The 21,291-nt window shown below is 67.1% G+C and carries 20 protein-coding genes and 1 pseudogene; 18 read left to right on the top strand and 3 right to left on the bottom strand.

Annotated features, from left to right (window positions below; genetic code table 11):
- Position 1: 1 nt before the first annotated feature.
- The 12 genes from murG (at position 2) to dnaE (ending at position 13,925) form a co-directional block, all read left to right on the top strand.
- Positions 2–1,189, top strand: a complete 1,188-nt coding sequence (gene murG, locus QK291_RS15775; protein WP_282383610.1) for an undecaprenyldiphospho-muramoylpentapeptide beta-N-acetylglucosaminyltransferase — start codon at positions 2–4, stop codon at positions 1,187–1,189.
- Between the two features lie 4 nt (positions 1,190–1,193).
- Positions 1,194–2,639, top strand: a complete 1,446-nt coding sequence (murC, locus tag QK291_RS15770; protein WP_282383609.1) for a UDP-N-acetylmuramate--L-alanine ligase — start codon at positions 1,194–1,196, stop codon at positions 2,637–2,639.
- Positions 2,632–3,495, top strand: coding sequence for an FtsQ-type POTRA domain-containing protein (locus QK291_RS15765; RefSeq protein WP_282383608.1), 864 nt, complete (start codon positions 2,632–2,634; stop codon positions 3,493–3,495). The genes murC and QK291_RS15765 overlap by 8 nt, the downstream gene beginning before the upstream one ends.
- A gap of 211 nt (positions 3,496–3,706) precedes the next feature.
- A complete protein-coding gene (gene ftsZ, locus QK291_RS15760) occupies positions 3,707–4,927 on the top strand; it encodes a cell division protein FtsZ (protein ID WP_282383607.1) in 1,221 nt (406 codons plus the stop codon).
- A 100-nt stretch (positions 4,928–5,027) separates the two neighbouring features.
- Positions 5,028–5,801: a polyphenol oxidase family protein gene (locus QK291_RS15755; RefSeq protein ID WP_282383605.1), complete on the top strand. Its 774-nt coding sequence runs from the start codon at positions 5,028–5,030 to the stop codon at positions 5,799–5,801.
- A gap of 4 nt (positions 5,802–5,805) precedes the next feature.
- On the top strand, positions 5,806–6,552 hold the full coding sequence (locus tag QK291_RS15750) for a YggS family pyridoxal phosphate-dependent enzyme (protein ID WP_282383603.1): 747 nt from the start codon (positions 5,806–5,808) through the stop codon (positions 6,550–6,552).
- Between the two features lie 88 nt (positions 6,553–6,640).
- A complete protein-coding gene (sepF, locus tag QK291_RS15745) occupies positions 6,641–7,171 on the top strand; it encodes a cell division protein SepF (RefSeq protein WP_282383602.1) in 531 nt (176 codons plus the stop codon).
- Positions 7,172–7,309: 138 nt separating this feature from the next.
- Entirely contained in the window at positions 7,310–7,618 is a 309-nt protein-coding gene (locus QK291_RS15740) for a YggT family protein (RefSeq protein ID WP_282383601.1), read from the top strand.
- A 149-nt stretch (positions 7,619–7,767) separates the two neighbouring features.
- Complete coding sequence (locus QK291_RS15735; protein ID WP_282383600.1) at positions 7,768–8,463, top strand: DivIVA domain-containing protein; 696 nt, start codon at positions 7,768–7,770, stop codon at positions 8,461–8,463.
- A 148-nt stretch (positions 8,464–8,611) separates the two neighbouring features.
- Positions 8,612–9,190, top strand: a complete 579-nt coding sequence (lspA, locus tag QK291_RS15730; RefSeq protein WP_282383599.1) for a signal peptidase II — start codon at positions 8,612–8,614, stop codon at positions 9,188–9,190.
- Positions 9,180–10,274: an RluA family pseudouridine synthase gene (locus tag QK291_RS15725; RefSeq protein WP_282383597.1), complete on the top strand. Its 1,095-nt coding sequence runs from the start codon at positions 9,180–9,182 to the stop codon at positions 10,272–10,274. The genes lspA and QK291_RS15725 overlap by 11 nt, the downstream gene beginning before the upstream one ends.
- 93 nt (positions 10,275–10,367) lie before the next feature.
- A complete protein-coding gene (gene dnaE / locus QK291_RS15720; protein ID WP_282383596.1) occupies positions 10,368–13,925 on the top strand; it encodes a DNA polymerase III subunit alpha in 3,558 nt (1,185 codons plus the stop codon).
- Between the two features lie 113 nt (positions 13,926–14,038).
- On the opposite strand, the gene QK291_RS15715 is transcribed toward dnaE, so the two are convergent.
- Complete coding sequence (locus QK291_RS15715) at positions 14,039–14,497, bottom strand: flavin reductase family protein (RefSeq protein ID WP_282383675.1); 459 nt, start codon at positions 14,495–14,497, stop codon at positions 14,039–14,041.
- Positions 14,498–14,718: 221 nt separating this feature from the next.
- On the opposite strand from QK291_RS15715, the gene QK291_RS15710 reads away from it, so the two are divergent.
- The 3 genes from QK291_RS15710 to nrdR all read left to right on the top strand — a co-directional run bounded on the left by QK291_RS15710 (position 14,719) and on the right by nrdR (position 17,450).
- A complete protein-coding gene (locus QK291_RS15710; RefSeq protein ID WP_282383595.1) occupies positions 14,719–15,312 on the top strand; it encodes a hypothetical protein in 594 nt (197 codons plus the stop codon).
- Between the two features lie 105 nt (positions 15,313–15,417).
- Entirely contained in the window at positions 15,418–16,785 is a 1,368-nt protein-coding gene (hisD, locus tag QK291_RS15705; RefSeq protein WP_282383674.1) for a histidinol dehydrogenase, read from the top strand.
- Positions 16,786–16,958: 173 nt separating this feature from the next.
- Complete coding sequence (nrdR, locus tag QK291_RS15700) at positions 16,959–17,450, top strand: transcriptional regulator NrdR (RefSeq protein WP_282383594.1); 492 nt, start codon at positions 16,959–16,961, stop codon at positions 17,448–17,450.
- A gap of 146 nt (positions 17,451–17,596) precedes the next feature.
- Here the strand turns inward: nrdR and ppgK are convergent, their stop codons facing one another.
- Positions 17,597–18,400 carry a polyphosphate--glucose phosphotransferase gene (ppgK, locus tag QK291_RS15695; protein ID WP_282383593.1) on the bottom strand — a complete coding sequence of 268 codons (804 nt, stop codon included), beginning with the start codon at positions 18,398–18,400 and terminating at the stop codon, positions 17,597–17,599.
- 88 nt (positions 18,401–18,488) lie between these two features.
- Positions 18,489–19,367, bottom strand: coding sequence for a type I methionyl aminopeptidase (map, locus tag QK291_RS15690; RefSeq protein WP_282383592.1), 879 nt, complete (start codon positions 19,365–19,367; stop codon positions 18,489–18,491).
- 70 nt (positions 19,368–19,437) lie between these two features.
- On the opposite strand from map, the gene QK291_RS15685 reads away from it, so the two are divergent.
- The 3 genes and pseudogenes from QK291_RS15685 to QK291_RS15675 form a co-directional block, all read left to right on the top strand.
- Positions 19,438–19,605 carry an SPOR domain-containing protein gene (locus tag QK291_RS15685; protein ID WP_282383591.1) on the top strand — a complete coding sequence of 56 codons (168 nt, stop codon included), beginning with the start codon at positions 19,438–19,440 and terminating at the stop codon, positions 19,603–19,605.
- A gap of 272 nt (positions 19,606–19,877) precedes the next feature.
- Complete coding sequence (locus tag QK291_RS15680) at positions 19,878–20,168, top strand: transposase (protein WP_282383673.1); 291 nt, start codon at positions 19,878–19,880, stop codon at positions 20,166–20,168.
- Between the two features lie 14 nt (positions 20,169–20,182).
- Positions 20,183–21,058: pseudogene (locus QK291_RS15675) on the top strand (IS3 family transposase); the annotation flags it as partial.
- Between the last annotated feature and the right edge of the window lie 233 nt (positions 21,059–21,291).

Here is a 21,291-nt window from a genome sequence, read left to right as displayed (position 1 = left end):
CATGACTACCGATCCCTCTTTGTCCGTCGTCCTCGCCGGCGGCGGAACAGCCGGGCACATCAGCCCGCTCCTGGCCATCGCGAACGCACTCCGCGAGGCCCGCCCCGGGGTGCGGCTCCTGGCCGTCGGAACACCCGGCGGGATGGAAGCCCGGCTGGTCCCGGCCGCGCGACTGGAACTCGCCACCGTCAGCCGGGTGCCCTTCCCGCGCAGGCCCTCAATGGACCTGCTCCGGCTCCCCGGACGGCTGGCCGGCGCGGTGAAACAGGCCGGCGTCATCCTCGACGAGGCCAAAGCGGACGTCCTGGTCGGCGTCGGCGGGTACGTCTGCACCCCGATGTACCTCGCCGCCTGGCGCCGGAAAATCCCCATCGTCATCCACGAGGCGAACACCCGCCCGGGACTGGCGAACCGCGTGGGATCCCGGCTGGGCGGACACGTCGCCGTGGCCTTCGCCGCCACCAGGCTGGGCGCCTCCCGGCACGTCGGCATGCCGATGCGCAAGGAAATCTCCGGCCTTGACCGGACCGCAGCGAGGACCGCGGCCCGGGCCGCCCTCGGCCTGGACCCGGACCGACCGGCCCTGATTGTCACCGGCGGCTCCTCAGGCGCCCAAAGCATCAACCGCACCATCGCCGCCTCGGCCGGCCTCCTCGCGGAGGCCGGCATCCAGACCCTGCACCTCACCGGGCGCGGCAAGGCAGTCCACGACGCCAACGGCAAGCCCCTCGCGGCCCCGGGCTACCAGCAGCGCGAATACGTCGACGGCATGGAAACCGTGTACGCCGCGGCCGACCTGCTGCTGGCCCGGTCCGGTGCCGCGACGGTCTGCGAGGTCGCCGCCGTCGGCCTGCCCGCCGTCTTCGTCCCGCTGCCGATCGGCAACGGCGAACAGGCGCTCAACGCCGCCGGACTCGTCGCAGCGGGAGCCGCCCTGCTCGTGGAGGACAGCGCGTTTTCGCCCGGCTGGGTCCGGGAGCACATCATCCCGCTGCTTCAGGACCCCGACAGGCTCGCCCGGATGGCGGCCAGCGCCGAACAGCTCGGCATCCGGGACGCTGACCAGCGCATGGCCGGCCTCATCCTGGACACGGCGGCCACGGCGGGCACGAAGTCGCGGCAGGCACAATCGCGGCCGGCAAGGTCGTTGAAAGCAAAATCCTCGACGCAGCAGAGCAGGAAGCGGTAACGCAATGACCCAGCCCGAACACCAGCACGCCCCCGCGGCGGCCCGCACCGGGGACGACCTCGGCCGCGTGCACTTCATCGGCGTCGGCGGCGTCGGGATGTCCGCCGTGGCCCGCATCCTGGTGGCCCGCGGCCTGCCGGTCAGCGGGTCCGACGCCAAGGACCTGCCGGTCATGGCGGACCTGGCCGCCGCCGGCGCGCGGATCTGCGTCGGCTACGACGCTGCCAACCTCGGCGACGCGCAAAGCGTGGTCGCCGGTTCAGCCATCCGCCCGGACAATCCCGAACTCGAAGCGGCACGGGCCGCCGGACTGCCCGTGCTGCACCGCTCCGAGGCCCTGGCGGCCGCGATGGCCCAGGACACCGCCGTCACCGTGGCCGGCACCCACGGCAAGTCCACCACGACGTCGATGATCACCGTCCTCCTGCAGGGCGCCGGCCTGGACCCGTCCTTCGCCATCGGCGCGAACGTCCCGGCGCTGGGCGTCAACGCCGCCAGCGGCAGCTCGCCGGTCTTCGTCGCGGAAGCCGACGAATCCGACGGGTCCTTCCTGAACTACCGCCCGCAGATCGCCGTCGTGACCAACGTGGAGCCGGACCACCTCGACTACTACGGCACCGCCGAGGCCGTCTACGCCTCCTTCGACCGCTTCACCGCACTGCTCCCGGCCGACGGCGTGCTGGTTGCCTGCGCGGACGACCCCGGCGCACTGGCCCTTGCCCAGCGGACCCTGGAGCGCGGCAACACGCGCGTCGTGCTCTACGGCACCGGCGATGACGCCCAGGTTGTGCTGCACGACGGCGGCCCCGGGTTCGTCGCGATCACCACCCCTGCCGGACGCTTCGCCCTCGACCTGCACGTCCCCGGGCGGCACAACGCGCTGAACGCGGCGGCCGCCTTCGCCGTCGCCCTGGAACTCGGAGTGGACCCCGGCCTGGCCGCCGGAGCCCTGGCCCACTTCACGGGCGCGTCCCGGCGCTTCGAATTCAAAGGCGAGGGCCGAGGGGTCCGGGTCTACGACGACTACGCCCACCACCCCACCGAAGTGCGGGCCGCCCTGTCCGCCGCCCGGTCGGTGGCCGGCGGCCACAAGCTGCACGTCCTCTTCCAGCCGCATCTGTTCTCCCGGACCCGGGAATTCGCCCGGGAGTTCGCCGCGGCGCTCAACACCGCCGACACCGCACTGGTCCTGGACATCTACCCCGCCCGCGAGGATCCGATTCCTGGCGTCAGCAGCCAGCTGATCGCGGCGCACCTTGGCGCCGGCGGCCGGCTCGTCGGACCGGGCGACGAGGCCGTGCAGTCCGTTGTCTCCGCTGCCGCGCCGGGGGACATCGTGCTCACGGTCGGAGCCGGCGATGTCACCGCCTACGGGCCGCTGATCGTCACTGCCCTGAACAACGGTGGCCTGAACGACGCGGCCCTGACCAACGGCGTCCACGGTGCCTAGCACCCGCCGGCCCAGCTACCGGGCGGGCCCACGGCGGCCGCCCGCGGCGCGGGGGGAGTCGGGCTCTTCCGACGTCATCTCCGCCTCCAAGGACAGCCCCGCCGTCGGCCAGGCCACCGCCCCGGCGGCCCCGGACAACGTGCTGTCCTTCCCGGAGCCCAAAGCCAAACGCCGCAGGCGCATCCTGCAGGGCACCATCGCGGCCCTGGTGGTGCTGATCGGGGGCATCCTGGCCGCCGCCGTCTATTCGCCGGTCCTGGCCGTCCAGACAATCACCGTGGAGGGGACCAGGCTGCTGACACCGGACCAGGTCCGGACGGCCCTGGCGCCGCTGCAGGGCAAGCCGCTGCCGCAGATCAGCGACAACGACGTGGCCGCCCTCCTGCAGCCGCTGGTCCAGGTCAAGAAGGTCACCGCCGAGGCCCGCCCGCCGTCGGCGCTGCAGGTCACGGTGACCGAACGGGTGCCGGTGGCGCTGGTCAGACAGGGCGAGGCGCACCAGCTCGTCGACGTCGAGGGCGTGAAGCTCAGCGACAACGCAGACCCGGCCTCGATTCCGCTTCCGGTCATCGACGGCGGAGGCGGCACCCTTCCCAAGGACCTGTTCCATGCGATCACCGAAGTCCTGGGGGCCCTGCCGGCCGATGTGCTGGCCAGGCTCTCGAACGCGTCGGCGAAGTCAGTGGACGCCGTTGAGCTCAAGCTCGTCGACGGCCAGACGATTGTCTGGGGCAACGCGGGGGAGAAGGAGCTCAAGGCAAAAGTCCTCGAGGCCCTGCTGAAGGCACCCGCGGACCCCAAAAACCCGGTGCGGACCTACGATGTCAGCGTGCCGCGGCACCCGGTCACCCGATAGCCGCCGATCACTTCCGGGAAGCTTTTTCTCCGCTAATACCGCGACACGCGGCGCCGGTAATTGAATGTCCCCGGCATAGGAAATAGCGTCACAACATGAGTTACTTGACATAACTATAACCTTCAACTCGAAGGTTAGGGTTTAAAGCTTCAAGCCCGACTCCATCAGTTTTCGCAATAGCGCAATAGAACACGAACAAGGGACACGTAACGTGGCAGCTCCGCAGAATTACTTGGCCGTCATCAAGGTCGTCGGCATCGGCGGCGGTGGCGTGAACGCAGTCAACCGCATGATCGAGGTGGGTCTTCGCGGCGTCGAATTCATCGCGGTCAACACCGATGCTCAGGCACTGTTGATGAGCGATGCAGACGTCAAGCTCGACATCGGGCGTGAGCTGACGCGCGGCCTGGGAGCCGGTGCGAACCCGGAGGTCGGCCGGCAGGCTGCAGAGGACCACGCCGAGGAAATCGAAGAGGTCATCCGCGGCGCGGACATGGTCTTCGTCACCGCCGGCGAAGGCGGCGGCACCGGCACCGGCGGCGCGCCCGTCGTGGCCCGCATCGCCCGATCGCTCGGCGCGCTGACTATCGGCGTTGTCACCCGCCCCTTCACCTTCGAAGGCCGCCGCCGCGCCGGCTCCGCCGAAGCCGGCATCGACGCCCTCCGCGACGAAGTCGACACCCTGATTGTCATCCCGAACGACCGGCTGCTCTCCATCAGCGACCGCAACGTCTCCGTCCTCGACGCGTTCCGTTCCGCCGACCAGGTCCTGCTGTCCGGTGTCCAGGGCATCACCGACCTGATCACCACCCCGGGCCTGATCAACCTCGACTTCGCGGACGTCAAGTCCGTCATGCAGGGCGCGGGCTCGGCGCTGATGGGCATCGGCTCGGCACGCGGCGAGGACCGCGCGGTCAAGGCCGCCGAGCTCGCCATCGCCTCCCCGCTGCTGGAGGCATCCATCGACGGAGCCCACGGGGTGCTGCTGTCCATCCAGGGCGGCTCGGACCTCGGACTCTTCGAAATCAACGAGGCGGCCCGCCTCGTCCAGGAAGTGGCCCACCCCGAGGCCAACATCATCTTCGGCGCGGTCATCGACGACGCCCTCGGCGACGAGGCCCGCGTCACGGTCATCGCGGCCGGCTTCGACGACGTCAAGGCCACCTCGCCGTCCATGGACCAGTCCCTTCCGCAGTCGGCTCCGCAGCGTCCGGCAGCGCCGGCAGCAGCCCCGGCCCAGGCTCCGGCCTCGGCCCAGGTGCAGCCGCTGCACGCCACGGTCGGTGCCTCCGGCTACGGCGGCTGGGGCCAGCAGCGCCCGTCAGCAGTCCCGGCAGACTCCGGCTTCGACGTCGATCTGCCGTCCGTCGTGGAGCCGGACCTGTCCGGCCGTCACTCCGACGACCTGGATGTCCCTGACTTCCTCAAGTAGGTCCTGAAGCACCATGGCACTGCCGGATGGCAGTGCCATGGTGCTTTCTCGTAGGATCGAAGTTCTGCAAACAAGTTCTGGCAACGATTTGGGGTTCAGAGTGTTCTCGTGGCGGGCGGAAGTCCGGCCCGGCGTGTGGGTGGCCTTCACCGACGCCGGCGCCGGGAACCTGGCGCTCCATGTCGGCGACGACCCGGCCGAGGTCGGACGCCGGCGCCGGGCCATCGAGGCGGCGCTGGGGCTGTCCGGCCGGCCCTTCCAGTACATGAACCAGGTCCACGGCAACATCGTCGCCGGCATTGGCGCCGCCTCGGCGGCGGCCGGAACGGGTGCCCCGGTTGCTGGTGCCCCCACCGCGGACGCCATGGTGTCCTACGGTGAACCCCTGGCCGTGATGGTGGCGGACTGTGTGCCGATCGTCCTGGTGGGGGACGGGGCCGGCGGGAAAGCGCCCGTCCTGGCAGTGGTGCACGCCGGACGGCCCGGCGTCGCGTCCGGCGTCGTCCCGGCAGCGGTGGCGCGGATGCACGCACTGGGCGCGGCGGGGCTGGGCGCCTGGATCGGCCCGTCCGTCTGCGGGCGCTGCTACGAGGTCCCCGGCGACATGCGCGAGGACGTGGCGGCCGTGGTCCCCGCGGCCCGGTGCACCACCTCCCGCGGCACCCCCGGCCTGGACTTGCCGGCCGCCGTCCGCAGCCAACTGCAGGACGCCGGCGTCAGGGTCGAATACTCCGGGGGCTGCACCCTGGAAGACGACACCCTGTTCTCCTACCGCCGTGACCCGAACACCGGACGATTCGCCGGACTCGTATGGACCGACGCCCCCGGCACCCCGGCGGGGCCCCATCGGGTGAATGAGCAAATGAGTGAATGAGCGGATGACTGAACACGAGCCCGCACCCGGGCAGCACGATCCCCGGCTGGAGCAGCTCCGCGAGCGGCTCGCCGCCGTCCGGCAGCGCATCGATACCGCCGTCGCGGCGGCCGGACGGCAGGAGCGGCCGCCCCAACTGATTGTGGTCACCAAATTCCACCCGGCCGACGACGTCCGGCGGCTCGCCGCGCTCGGCATCACCGACGTCGGCGAGAACCGGGACCAGGAGGCCGCGGAGAAGGCCGCCGCACTGGGCGGGCTGCAGCTCCGCTGGCACTTCATCGGCCAGCTCCAGAGCAACAAGGCCAAGTCCGTCGTCAAATACGCCCACGCCGTGCACTCCGTGGACCGTCGGCAACTGGCCGGCGCCCTGGCCAAGGCCATGGCCGCCGAACAGGAGCGGACCGGGCGGGCGCCGCTGGAATGCTTTATCCAGATCAGCCTCGACGACGACGCGGGCGCCCACCGCGGCGGCGCCCTGCCGGCAGACGTCCCGGCTCTGGCGGAGCAGTTGGCCGCAGCGGAGGGACTCCGCCTGGCCGGCGTGATGGCGGTCGCTCCCTTCGGCGCGGATCCGGCCCCGGCGTTCGAGAAGCTCGCGGAGCTGTCCGCCGGGCTGTCCGCCGTCCATCCCGGCGCCACGGGCATCTCCGCGGGCATGAGCCAGGACCTGGAACAGGCCGTCCGGTTCGGGGCGACACACCTGCGTGTTGGCTCCGATATTCTCGGTCCGCGTCCGGCGTTGCGGTAGGTTCAACGTATTGGAAGGTAATGGCGGGGATTCCAAGGCTACTAAGTCAAATGATCGGCCCGCTGACGGACACGATTAGGAGTCGACCATGGCCGGCGCTCTGCGCAAGACAATGATCTATCTTGGGCTCGCTGATGGCGACGAACACTATGAGTCCGAGCACCAAACATCGCACAAGGATGAGGACAATTCCATGGATCATGACCGCGAGGAACGCCGCGCAGCGGCGCCTGTCCGCGAGGTCCCCAAGGAAGAGCCCTACGCCGCTGAAGAGGAATATCGCGCACCTGTGACACCCATCAAGCGAGCGGCGTCAAGCCGTGAAGAACACACCGGACTCCGCCAGATCACCACGATCCACCCGCGGTCCTACAACGACGCCAAAATCATCGGTGAAAGCTTCAGGGACGGCATCCCCGTCATCATGAACGTCACGGACATGGGTGAAGCAGACGCCAAACGACTTGTCGACTTCTCCGCCGGGCTGGTCTTTGGACTCCGCGGCAGCATCGAACGGGTCACCAACAAGGTCTTCCTGCTGTCGCCGTCGTACGTTGAAGTCATCGGCGATGACAAGAAGGTCAGCGAGACACAGGCCACCTTCTTCAACCAGAGCTAGACGGGGATTCTTCCGACGGATGCCAGGCAAGGACACCTTGTCTGGCATCCTTGCTGAATTTTCCGTGTTGAAATAGAGGCATAACTATCAAGAGGACACCGCGGTATCCGGAATGAACATGGAGATATGAGTTAACTCATGGGAATTGTTTTCGGACTTGTCTATATCGCCCTGCTGTTGTTCCTTGTTGCCCTCATCATCCGGCTGATCTTCGACTGGGTGCAGATGTTTGCGCGGAGCTGGCGGCCGCGCGGCGCCGCCCTCGTCACCGCGCACGCTGTGTATTCCGTCACAGACAAGCCCCTCAATCTGCTCCGGCGGCTCATCCCGCCGCTGCGGCTGGGCGGAATCTCCCTGGACCTCGGCTTCCTGCTGCTCTTCGTGGCAGTCACCATTGCCATGTCGGTAGCCAAGTTCCTGGTGGTTTCCCAGCCCATCGTGGCGTAGCCGGCCCGCGGACCCGGTCCGCAGCCGCCAACAGATTGAAACTCCGGTTTGACACTGCGGTGTTGAATTAGAGTAACCAGACCATATTTAGGTACCGTAGTTTGACGGCCGAAAGGCCTACTGACTAACTAGACCAACGAGGTGACCAGATGGCTTTGACGCCAGAAGACGTTGTCAACAAGCGCTTTCAGCCGACCAAGTTCCGCGAAGGCTACGACCAGGATGAAGTTGATGACTTCCTGGACGAGATCGTCGTCGAACTGCGGCGCCTGAACCAGGAGAACGACGAGCTGCGCAAGAAGCTCGCCGAACTGGGCGCCGGCACGCCTGCCAGCTCCGCCGCCGCGGCTCCCGTCGTGGAAAAGGTTCCGGCACCCGTCAAGGTCGAGAAGGATGACCGCGCCAAGGCAGATGCCGAGGCCAAGGCCGCTGAGGCTGCCAAGGCTGCTGAGGCTGCTGAGGCTGCCAAGAAGAAGGAATCCGAGCAGGCAGCCGCCCCGGCACGCACCGTGGCTTCCCCGGCAGCCGAGTCCGCTGCAGGCCTGCTGGCCATGGCGCAGCAGATGCACGACAAGCACGTCGCCGACGGCGAGCAGCAGCGCGACAAAATCATCGCCGAGGCGCAGATCGAGGCCAGCAGCCTCGTCAACGACGCGCAGGAGAAGTCCCGCAAGATCCTCGGCGCCCTTGAGCAGCAGCGTTCCGTGCTGGAACGCAAGGTCGAACAGCTCCGCGGCTTCGAGCGTGACTACCGTTCACGCCTGAAGGCCTACATCGAAGGCCAGCTGCGTGACCTGGATGCCCGCGGCTCCGTCGCGGCCCCTGAGGTCGAAGCCAGCAGCTAGGGCAATAAGCAAGTATTCTGAAAGCCGGTGGCTGAGGATTCCTCGGCCGCCGGCTTTTGGTGTTACCCAGTGACATTTATCGGTCCTCCGGCGGCCGTGACCAAGCACCAGCTCCCAGTCCCCGCACTGGCCCGCGAACGAAAGCCTTATGACTGACGCACCAACACCCGACGCCACGCAGCCCGCCGAACCGGCCCACGCTGGTCCCACCAGGCCGCGGCGCGCGCTGCTGTTCGCCGTCTTCTTTGGCCTGGCGGTGTTCGCCTACGTCTTCGACCAGCTGACCAAGCTGTGGGTTACCGGGAACATGACCGAGGGGGAGAGGATCCCGGTGCTGCCCCCGCTGCTGCACTGGTACTACATCCGAAACTCCGGGGCTGCGTTCTCGATCGGCGAAAACGTCACCTGGGTGTTCACCATCATCATGACGGCGGTTTCCATCGCCATCCTGCTGCAGCTTCGCAAGCTCGGGTCGCTCTGGTGGGCGCTGGCCCTCGGGCTGCTGCTCGGCGGCGCCCTGGGCAACCTCACGGACCGGCTGTTCCGGGAGCCCTCATTCGCCATGGGCCATGTCGTGGACTTCATCCAGCTCCCCAATTTCGCGATCTTCAACATCGCCGATTCGGCCGTGGTGTCCTCCGTGGTGATCATCTGCCTGCTGACGCTGCGCGGGATCTCCCTGGACGGCACCCACCTGACGAAGGACACAGTGAAACATGACTCCTGAGCACACGGCGCCTGAAGCCAACACGCCCGAGGACCTGGCCCCAGAGGACCTGGCCCCGAAGGACCTGGCCCCGGCCGGTGCCCCATCGGAGGACATCCTGCCCGAAGACGTCGACGACGACGTCTCGGCCGACGTCGAAGGCGGCGCGACGGCTGCCGCCTCCTACCGGTTTGTGGTGCCCGATGAACTGGCGGGAAGCCGGGTGGATGCCGGGCTGGCGAAACTCATGGACATTTCCCGCTCACAGGCCGCCACGCTGATCGCGGACGGCAACGTGATCAGCAAGGACAAAGCGGTCGGAAAGTCGGCCAAGCTCGCCCCCGGCGCCGTGCTCGACGTCACCGTCCCGGCACGCCGGGACCCCCTGGAAATTGTGGAGGAAGTAGTGGAAGGCCTGAACATCCTGCTGGACGATGACGAGTTCGTCGTCATCGACAAACCGGTCGGCGTGGCCGCGCATCCCTCCCCGGGCTGGGTGGGACCCACGGTCGTCGGCGCCCTGGCCGGCCTTGGCTACCGGATCTCCACGTCGGGCTCCCCGGAACGCTCCGGCATCGTCCACCGGCTCGACGTCGGGACGTCCGGGGTGATGGTGGTTGCCAAAACCGAAGAGGCGTATACCGCGCTCAAGCGCGCCTTCAAGGAGCGGACCGTGGACAAGGTCTACCACGCCGTGGTCCAGGGCCTTCCGGATCCGCTGGCGGGCACCATTGACGCGCCGATCGGCCGCCACCCGGGCCACGACTGGCGTTTCGCCGTGATCGAGGACGGCCGGGACTCGATCACGCACTATGAGGTCCTGGAGGCATTCGGGAAGGCCTCGCTCGTGGAAGTCCACCTCGAGACCGGCCGCACCCACCAGATCCGGGTCCATTTCTCCGCCCTGCGCCACCCCTGCGCCGGTGACCTGACCTACGGCGCGGACCCGCGGCTCGCCGCCACGCTCGGGCTCACCCGGCAGTGGCTGCACGCCCGGCAGCTGGGCTTCGACCATCCCCGGACGGGGGAGCGGGTCACGGTCACCAGCGAGTACCCGCAGGACCTGCGGTACGCGCTGGAGGTCCTGGAGTCCGGACAGGCCTGACGCGCCTGCTGCGCCGCCGGATGTGACCTGTCAGATCGGTCGGCGGCCGGGGTGCCGCGCCGAAAGGTCGGTGCGCGGCACTAGAATGATTCGGTGACTTCCAGCAACGACTCGTTTGTCCATCTCCACAACCACACCGAGTACTCGATGCTGGACGGCGCCGCCCGGCTCAGTGAACTGTTCGACGAAACCGAACGGCTCGGCATGCCGGCCCTCGCCACGACGGACCACGGCTACCTCTTCGGCGCCTTCGACTTCTGGAAACGGGCCACCGACCAGGGCATCAAACCGATCATCGGCGTCGAGGCCTATGTCACGCCCGGGACGGCGCGCACGGACAAGACCCGCGTCCGCTGGGGCGAGGAAAACCAGCGCAAGGACGACATCTCGGGCGGTGGCGCCTATACCCACATGACGCTGCTCAGCTACAACAACGTGGGCATGCGGAACCTGTTCCGCGCCTCCTCGATCGCCTCCCTGGACTCTGTCTTCGGCAAATGGCCCCGGCTGGACCGCCAGCTGCTGAACACCTATTCCGAAGGCCTGATTGCCACCACCGGCTGCCCCTCCGGTGAGGTCCAGACCAGGCTCCGGCTCGGGCAGTACCGCGAAGCCGTGGAGGCGGCCGCCGAGTTCCGCGACATCTTCGGCGCCGAGAACTACTTCTGCGAACTCATGGACCACGGCCTGGACATCGAGCGGCGCGTCACCGGCGACCTCCTGCGCCTCGCCAAGGAACTGAACCTGCCCCTGGTGGCCACCAACGACCTGCACTACACCCACGAGCACGACGCGAAGGCGCACGAGGCCCTGCTGGCCATCCAGTCAGGCTCCACCCTGCTGGAGCCCACGTACGACAACGGAGGCTCGCGCTTCGCCTTCTCCGGCAGCGGGTACTACCTGAAGTCGCCGCAGGAGATGCGGGAGCTGTTCCGCGACCACCCGGAGGCGTGCGACAACACCCTCCTGATCGCCGAGCGCTGCGAAGTATCCTTCAACACCGGCGCCAACTACATGCCCCGGTTCCCCTGCCCGGAGGGGGAGGACGAAACGTCCTGGCTGGTCAAGGAGGTCGACAAGGGCCTCCAGTACCGCTATCCCAAGGGCATCCCGGACAAGGTGCGCACCCAGGCTGACTACGAACTCGGCGTCATCACCTCGATGGGCTTCCCGGGCTACTTCCTCGTCGTGGCCGACTTCATCAACTGGGCCAAGAACAATGGGATCCGGGTGGGTCCCGGACGTGGCTCCGGCGCCGGGTCCATGGTGGCTTACGCCATGCGCATCACCGACCTCGATCCGCTGCACCACGGCCTGATCTTCGAGCGTTTCCTCAACCCGGACCGCGTCTCCATGCCCGACTTCGACGTCGACTTCGATGACCGGCGCCGCTCCGAAGTCATCGACTACGTCACCCGCAAATACGGCGACGAACGCGTCGCGATGATCGTCACCTACGGCACCATCAAGACCAAGCAGGCGCTTAAGGACTCATCACGTGTGCTGGGCTACCCGTTCAGCATGGGCGAGCAGCTGACCAAGGCCCTTCCGCCGGCCGTGATGGCCAAGGACATCCCGCTGGCGGACATCCAGAACAAGGACTCCAAGCGCTACAGCGAGGCCGGTGACTTCCGGCAACTCATCGCCACGGACCCGGAGGCCGCCAAGGTGTTCGAAACGGCGCTCGGCATCGAGGGCCTGAAACGCCAGTGGGGCGTCCACGCGGCCGGCGTCATCATGTCCTCGGATCCGATCATCGACGTCATTCCGGTCATGCGCCGTTTCCAGGACGGCCAGGTCATCACGCAGTTCGACTACCCGACGTCTGAGGGCCTCGGACTGATCAAGATGGACTTCCTCGGACTGCGGAACCTCACGATCATTTCCGACGCCCTCGAGAACATCAAGATGAACCGCGGCGAGGACCTTGACCTGGAGGCGCTGGAACTCGACGACACGGCGTCCTACGAGCTGCTGGCCCGGGGAGACACCCTTGGGGTGTTCCAGCTCGACGGCGGACCGATGCGGTCCCTGCTCAAGCTCATGAAGCCCGACAACTTCGAGGACATCTCCGCCGTGCTGGCCCTCTACCGGCCCGGCCCCATGGGCGCCAATGCGCACACGGACTACGCCCTGCGCAAGAACAAAATCCAGGACGTCATCCCGATTCACCCGGAGCTGGAGGAACCGCTCTCTGAAATCCTCGGTGGAACCTACGGCCTGATCGTGTACCAGGAGCAGGTCATGGCCGTGGCGCAGAAGCTCGCCGGCTACACCCTGGGCCAGGCCGATATCCTGCGCCGCGCCATGGGCAAGAAAAAGAAATCCGAGCTGGACAAGCAGTTCGCCGGCTTCTCCCAGGGCATGCAGGACAACGGCTACTCCATGGCCGCGGTCAAGACCCTCTGGGACATCCTGCTGCCGTTCTCCGACTACGCCTTCAACAAGGCCCACTCGGCCGCCTACGGCGTGATCTCCTACTGGACCGCCTACCTCAAGGCCCACTACGCGCCCGAGTACATGGCCGCCCTGCTCACCAGCGTCGGGGACGACAAGGACAAGTCGGCGATTTACCTCAACGAATGCCGGCGCATGGGCATCACCGTGCTGCCGCCGGATGTCAACGAGTCCGCGTTGAACTTCACCCCCGTCGGCACCGACATCCGCTTCGGCATGGGGGCCATCCGCAACGTCGGCGTCAACGTCGTCGAGGCCATGGTGGCCGCCCGGGACAAGGAAGGCGCCTACACCTCCTTCAAGGACTACCTGGTGAAGGTCCCGGCGGTGGTCTGCAACAAGCGCACCATTGAGTCCCTGATCAAGGCCGGCGCGTTCGATTCGCTGGGCCACCACCGGCGCGCCCTGGCGCTGATCCACGAAGAAGCGATCGACTCCGTCATCACGCTCAAGCGCAACGAGGCGATCGGCCAGTTCGACCTGTTCGCCGGGTTCGACGAGGCCGAATCCGAGGCCTCGCTGAGCATCGAGATCCCGGACCTGCCCGAATGGGAGAAGAAGGACAAGCTCTCCTTCGAGCGGGACATGCTCGGCCTGTACGTCTCCGACCACCCGCTGCAGGGGCTCGAGGGTCTCCTGAGCCAGCACGCCGACCAGTCCATCACCTCGCTCATCGCCGAGGACGGCCCGCACGACGGCACCATCGTCACCATCGCCGGCATGATCACCTCCCTGAGCCGGCGGATCGCGAAAGCCAGCGGCAACGCCTACGCCCGCGCGGAGATCGAGGACCTGGGCGGTTCCGTTGAGGTGATGTTCTTCGGGCAGGTCTACGGCCCCATCGCCTCCGTGCTCGCGGAAGACCTGATCGTGGTGGTCAAGGGAAGGCTGCAGCGCCGCGATGACGGCGCCGTCGCCCTCAACTGCATGGAACTGTCCGTCCCGGACCTCAGCGAGGGCCTCAACGGCCCGGTGGTGATCACCATGCAGACCCACAAGGCTACCGAAGCGGTCGTGACCGAGCTCGGGGACGTGCTGCGCACCCACCGCGGCAAGTCCGAGGTCCGGCTGCACCTGCAGGGCGACTCCAGGGTGGAGATCATGGGCCTGCCCGTGCATCTGCGAGTGAACCCCAGTCCCTCCCTGTTCGGGGACCTGAAAGTGCTGCTCGGCCCGACCTGCCTGGACAACTGACAGGCAGGGGTCGCCGGCCCGGGTTGGGCTGTGGACCCGCGAGGTGGCAGTTGACGCCCATGCCGCTGCAAAACACCGGCATCAAGTGTCACCTCGGGTAGCGAAGTAGCCGGTCAGATCTCGTAATCGAGCGGCGCGGGCTGGCCGTAGGCGCCCGAGTGGTACAGCAACGGAGCGCCGTCGGCGCCCACCTCACCTTCGACCACCTCAACCACCACCACGGCGTTGTTCTCGAAGGAGAGGCGCATCTGGACCTTGCCGATCAGCCAGCCGGCCACGTCATTCAGGATCGGCACCTCATGGGGCCCGAGCGCCCAGTGATCGCCCTCGAAGCGGTTGCTGGTCCGGGCAAAGCGGTCCGCCAGCGCCTGGTTGTCCAGCCCCAGCATGTGGACGCCGATGTATGTGGTGTTGGCGACAGCCGGCCAGGAGCTTGACGTGCGGGCCATGTTGAACGTGAACCGGGGCGGCTTCGCCGAGAGCGAGGCCACCGAGGTTGCTGTGAAACCGAAGGGAACGCCGTTGAAGTTGGCGGTGATGATGGCCACGCCGGCCGCATGCCGGCGGAACATTTCCTTGAAGGTTCCCTCGAAGGCTTGGTCCTCTGTGGCCACTGCGATCCAACTCCCTGCTGCACGTGTGTGATGTTCCTACCTGCCAGCGTATTGCGCCCGTGAACGGCCGCGGTACTTGTTTACCCGGAGGCGTCATGTGGAACGACGTCCGGGGACGAGATCCATGGACGCACGGTGTCATCTGCCCCACCGCGGTAAAGGTTGTTACGGTTTGTTGCATGACACAGCCCGCAGTGCACGGCCAGGTCCCGCAGGATGCCCCGCAGGACACTCCCCGGTTCCCGCTCCCGGGTTCCGCTCCGGACGATTCGTCCGGCCGGCCGGTCCACGATGCCGGCGTCCGCGCCACGTCGTGGCGGATGGCCGCTGTCATCGCCGCCGCCGGCATCCCGGTGGGGCTGCTCTGGTGGCTCCTTGCGCCCTCCGGGCTGAACTTGCTCTCGGGCAATCCGGAGCTGCGGAGCGGCGGGAACACCGAGGGGTGGCTGCCGCGGGACCTGGTGCTGGCGGGACTGTTCCTGCTCGCCGGCTGCATTGCCGGGGCCGTCGCCTCCGGCAGCAAGCACAACCCGCCGTCCGGCCGGGACGTTGTACTCGCCGTCGGTGCCGGCGCACTGGGCGCCCTCGCGGCCTGGGCGACCGGCGTCGTGTGCGGCCTCTGGTGGGGAACGCCCGAGGACACGTCGGCCAGCGCCAGTATTGCCTTCTCACTGCGGTCCGTCGCTGTCCTCGCGATCTGGCCGGCTGCAACCGCGCTGGCCATCTTCCTGAACACCGTCTTTACGACGCCGGAAGCGGAGCCCGGGGCCTGACCACGGGACGCGGGCAGCCCGAACCGGCAGCCCGATGTAACAGGCGCGGGACCCCGCCGGGACTGCCCGTAAAATAAACGGGTGACCCCTTCAGCTGACCGCTCCGTGCCCGCCGTTACTGCGCCCCCGGTTCCCGCCGATCCCAATTTCCGCACCGTCGACCTCCGCGGCCGGCATCTGACCCTCGCCGGCCTCCGCGCGGCGGTGCCCCGGGCGCAGGCCGGCACCATGGCCGATGCCGAGCACAAAGTCCTGGACATCATCGACGCCGTCCGGACCCGGGGCTTCGAGGCGCTCAGCGAGCTCGCCCGGACCTTCGACGGCGTGGAGCAGTCGCACCCCCGGGTCCCCGCCGACGCGCTGGCGGCGGCCCTGGCCGGCCTGGATCCCGCCGTGCGCGCGGCTCTGGAGGAGTCCATCCGGCGCGCGCGGCTTTTCGCCGATGCCCAGCGGCCCGCGGACACCGACGTGGCACTCGGCGAAGGCGCGGTGGTCAGCCAGAACTGGGTCCCCGTGGCGCGCGTGGGCCTCTACGTTCCGGGCGGCCTGGCGGTCTACCCGTCCTCCGTGATCATGAACGTCGTCCCGGCCCTCGCCGCCGGCGTTGAATCCATCGCCCTGGCATCTCCGCCGCAGAAGGACTTCGGCGGGCTCCCGCACCCCACGATCCTCGCTGCGGCGTGCCTGCTGGGGATTGACGAGGTCTACGCCATCGGCGGCGCCCAGGCGATCGCGGCCTTCGCCTATGGCATCCCCGCCCGGGAGGACCAGGCCGGACTGGACCCAGTCGACGTCGTCACCGGCCCGGGCAACGTCTTCGTCGCCACGGCGAAGCGCCTCGTCAAGGGCGTCGTCGGCATCGATTCCGAGGCCGGCACCACCGAGATCGCGATCCTCGCCGACGCCACGGCACAGCCGAACCTGGTCGCGGCCGACCTGATCAGCCAGGCCGAGCACGACCCCAAGGCGGCATCCGTGCTGATCACGGACTCCGAGGACCTCGCCTCCGCCGTCCGGGTGGAACTGGAGCGCCAGGCGGCAGCGACCAAGCACAGCGCTCGGGTCCGCGAGGCCCTCTCTGGCCCGCAGTCCGGCGTCGTCCTGGTGGACAATCTGGATCAGGGCATCGCGGCATGCAACGCCTACGCCGCCGAACACCTGGAAATCATGACGGCGGACGCGGCAGGCGTCGCGGGCCGGATCCGCAGCGCCGGGGCGATCTTCGTGGGGGACTACAGCCCCGTCAGCCTGGGCGACTACTGCGCCGGCTCCAACCACGTCCTGCCGACCAGCGGCACCGCAGCGTTCTCCTCGGGGCTGAACGTGACCACATTCCTGCGCGCCATTCAGGTGGTCAACTACACCCGCGCAGCCCTGGCCGAGGTCAGCGGCCACATCGTAAGCCTGGCCGGGGCGGAGGACCTGCCGGCGCACGGCGAGGCGGTCACCGCCCGGTTCCCGCAGGGCGCCTGACCACAACATGTAGTAATTACAGGCTTGTTATTCAGCTACATCTAGTCGTAAACTGATGACGGAGCCAACCGCTCCGGCGATTTACAACGGCGATTTACAACGGCGATCTGCACCGGCGATCTGCACCGGCGATCACCGTCCGGCCGTTTGCTTGCGACAGGGGAGGAAACGTCATGTACTGTCCGTTTTGCCGGAACCCTGATTCGCGTGTGGTGGACAGCCGGATCGCCGACGACGGTTCCGCCATCCGGAGGCGCCGGCAGTGCCCCGAGTGCGGCCGCCGGTTCACCACGGTCGAGACCACCAGCCTCACCGTGATCAAACGGTCCGGTGTCGGTGAGCCGTTCAGCCGCAGCAAGGTCATCAACGGCGTCCGCAAGGCCTGCCAGGGCCGTCCCGTCACCGAGGACGACCTCGCGATGCTGGCCCAGGAAGTTGAGGAGGCGATCCGTGCCTCGGGCGCCGCCGAAATCGACGCGCATGAAGTCGGCCTCGCCATCCTGAACCCGCTCCAGCGGCTCGACGAGGTCGCCTACTTGCGCTTCGCGAGTGTCTACCAGGCCTTCGAATCCCTGGAGGACTTCGAGGCGGCCATCTCGCTGCTCCGCCATGAGGCCGAGACCAAGGGCCGCGAGGGCACGAGCCAGCAGCAGGGCGCGCTCTAAGGCCGTTCCATGAGCGCCGGCTCACAGACTCCGGTGGTGGCAACGGAGGGGAAGCCGCGGCCACCACCGGCACCACGTAACAAAAGAGCTATCACTCCGGGTCGTTCCCAGCATTCAGAACGACCCGCAGTGATAGCTCTTTTTGGCTACTTGGCGAGCTTGTGTTTCAGGGCGATCTCGAGGGCGGCGCCCACGATGCCGGCGTCGTTTTTCAGCTCAGCCGGAACGATGGGCGTGCGCAGCTGCAGCCGCGGCAGGTATTCGTCGGCGCGCTTCGAGATGCCTCCGCCGATGATGAACAGCTCGGGGGAGAAGAGGAACTCCACGTGCGACAGGTAGCGCTGCAGCAGCACGCTGTACTCCTCCCAGCTCAGGCCGTCCCGCTCACGGGCCACTGCCGAGGCTTTGCTTTCGGCGTCGAATCCGTCAATTTCCAGGTGTCCGAGTTCGGCATTGGGGACAAGTTTGCCGTCGAAAATGAAGGCGGAGCCAATGCCGGTGCCGAGCGTAATGACCAGCACTGTGCCCTCTATGAACTCGCCGGCGCCGTAGCGGGCCTCCGCGAGGCCGGCGGCATCGGCGTCGTTGATGACCTCCACGGGCCGGCCCAGGCGGGCGGTCAGCATCGCGTCGATGTCCATTTCCAGCCAGGACTTGTCGACGTTGGCGGCGGAGTGGACGACGCCGTGCTGGATGATGCCGGGGAAGGTGACGCCCACCGGCGAGTCGGGAGCCGGAGCATCGGGACGGGCGGACAGCTCGGCGACAACCTGGGCAACAACCTCGGCCACGGATTCGGGTGTGGAAGGCTTCGGGGTGGGCATGCGCAGGCGGTCACCGACCAGCTTCCCCTTCTTCAGGTCCACTATCCCGCCCTTGATGCCGGTGCCACCGATGTCGATGCCGATCAGCGGGGCGTTCTTCTTCGACTTCTCGTCCTTCTTGGCCAATGTGGTTCCGTTCGTGGCAGGGGCGGGGCTAGGAGGGTGCGGCCCAGGGCCGACGGGCGAAGACCGGGATCTTCTGGTGGAGCGGGAATCAGGGGAGCGTCAGGACTTCGGCGCCGGACTCCGTGACAAGCAGGGTGTGCTCGAACTGTGCGGTGCGTTTGCGGTCGCGGGTCACGACGGTCCAGTCATCGGCCCACATGTCCCAGTCCACGGTGCCAAGCGTCAGCATCGGTTCGATCGTGAAGACCATGCCGGCTTCGATGACGGTGTTGTAGGCGGGGGCGGCGTCGTAGTGCGGGATGATCAGGCCGGTGTGGAAGGCCTCACCCACACCGTGTCCGGTGAAGTCACGGACCACACCATAGCCGAAGCGCTTGGCGTAGGACTCGATGGTCCGGCCGATCACGTTGATTTCACGGCCGGGGGCCACTGCACGGATGGCGCGGTTCAGGGACTCCTGTGTGCGCTCTACGAGCAGCCGGGATTCTTCGTCGACGTCCCCGGCCCGGAAGGTGTAGTTGGTGTCGCCGTGCACGCCGCCAATGAAGGCGGTGATGTCGATGTTGAGGATGTCCCCGTCCTGGACCACAGTGCTGTCCGGGATGCCGTGGCAGATGACTTCGTTCAACGACGAGCACAGGGACTTCGGAAAGCCGCGGTAGCCGAGGGTCGACGGGTACGCGTTGTGGTCGAGCAGGAACTCGTGGCCCACCCGGTCCAGCTGGTCCGTGGTGACACCGGGCTGGATGTGTTTCCCGACCTCCACGATCGCCTGCGCGGCGATCCGCGAGGCGATGCGGATCTTTTCGATGGTCTCCGCCGACTTGACCTCGGAGCCGGTGAACTTGGCCGGTGCGGGCTTACCCACGTATTCGGGACGCGGGATCGACGCCGGAACGGGAAGCTGCGGACTGACGGCTCCCGGGACCAGGGTACCGATGGGTGCAGTCGAGGCGAGAGAAGGCATACATTGATCATATAAGGCGCGGCCGGAGGCAAATAAACAACGGCCAAGAAATATCAGCTGAGGAGCATCGATGCCGGAGTACTGGTACAACGTCAATACGCACGAGGTTGAAGAGGACGCCATGTCCGATTGGAGCCAGCTGATTGGCCCGTACAAGACGGGGGAAGAAGCTGAGCACGCCCTCGAGAAGGTCAAGGCCCGCAACGAGTCCTGGGAAAAGGGCGACGAGGACGACTAGGGTCGTTCACCGAATTGGAGCTGCAGGCATTCCGGGTAGTGACCATCGCGGAGCGCAGGCCACGGCGGATCCTCTGGTTCTGCTGTAGGGAATTCGTGCCCGGAAGTGAAGTGGTCCCAGTCCGGGAAGGGGTCCGGCGGTAGTTCCAGGTTGGGGTCCGGGGCGAGGTCCAGATCGGAATCCCAGCCCGGATGCGCGGTGAGGTCCGGTTCGGGGTCCCGGTCGGTGAGGTGTACTACTGATGTGAGACACAGTTTGAAAGGATTGTGCTCATGCCAGCTAGACCAACCTATTCCGATGAATTCAAAGCCGATGCCGTGGATCTTGTGATTTCTTCCGGCCGGTCACCCATGTCCGTCGCCCCGGAAGTCGGCGTCTCCGTTACGGCGCTGAAGCGGTGGGTGCAGCTGCACCGTGATGCTGCAGCCGGGGCGGGTGGCAAGCCCGATGATCCGGTGGATACCGCGAAGTACAAGGCACTGGAAGCCCGGCTGCGCGAGGTCGAACGGGAGAACGATTTTCTAAAAAAAGTTTCCGCGTTCTTCGCCAAAGAACAACGGTAGAGGATCTCTACCGTCTCGTTCAGGCGAAGGACGCGCAGTTTCCCATCGAGTGGATGTGCCGTCGGCTGGGCATTTCCAGGGCCTCGTATTACCGCTGGCTGGACGCGGAGGAATCCCCGACGGCCCTCCGGCATTTGGAGCTCACAGAACAGGTGAAGACGATGTTCGATTCCTCGGACGGGATCTTCGGACACCGGATGGTCCACACGAAGCTGGCCGCAGCCGGCATCGAGGTCTCCGTCGGCACCGTCGCCGCCATCATGGCGGAGAACGGGTGGGCCGCGAAACGGATGCGCGCATTCAAACGCACCACGATCCCCTCGGATCCGGACAAGGTCTTTGCTGATCTCATCGGCCGGGACTTCACCTCAGCAGCTCCCGGGACCAGGCTCGTCGGAGACATCACCTATCTGCGCACCGATGAAGGCTGGCTGTATCTGGCCACCGTCATCGACCTGTGCACCCGCATGATCGTCGGCTGGGCCATGGCTGACCATATGCGCGCCTCCCTCACGACCGGTGCGCTGAAGATGGCCAGGGACCGTGGATACATGCAGCCCGACGCGATCTTCCATAGCGACCGCGGCACCCAATACACGTCCCGCGAAATGGGGGCCTGGTGCCGGGGGAACCAGATCCGTCAGTCGATGGGAGAGACGGGGGTGTGCTGGGACAATGCCGTCGCGGAATCGGCGTTCTCGTCCCTGAAGAATGAGTTCTACCATCACCACAGCTTCACCACGAGGCAGGCAGCCCGGCGCGGGGTCATGCGCTACATCGAGGTCTTCTACAACCGCTGGCGACCCCACAGCAACAATGACGGACTACCGCCAGCCACCGCCATGGCCCGCTTCAAGACCGACAGCACCAGGCTCCAAGCCGCCGCCTAAATAGCCGAAAAAACCAACCGACTGTCTCACATCCTTGACACACCTCACGGGGTCCGGGGGGAGGTCCAGGTCGGGATTCCAGCCCGGGTCCGCGGGCGGGTCCAGGTCGGGATTCCAGCCCGGTTCCGCGGGCAGACCCGATTCGAGGTCCCAGTCCGGGTCCGCGGGCAGGTCCAGGTCGGGATCCTGGCCCGGTCCTTCGTCCGGGGGCGGGCTTTCGTCCGGGGCTGGGT

Source organism: Arthrobacter sp. AL12 (assembly GCF_029960645.1).
GTDB lineage: Bacteria > Actinomycetota > Actinomycetes > Actinomycetales > Micrococcaceae > Arthrobacter.
This window is presented reverse-complemented; position numbering and strand designations above follow the sequence as displayed.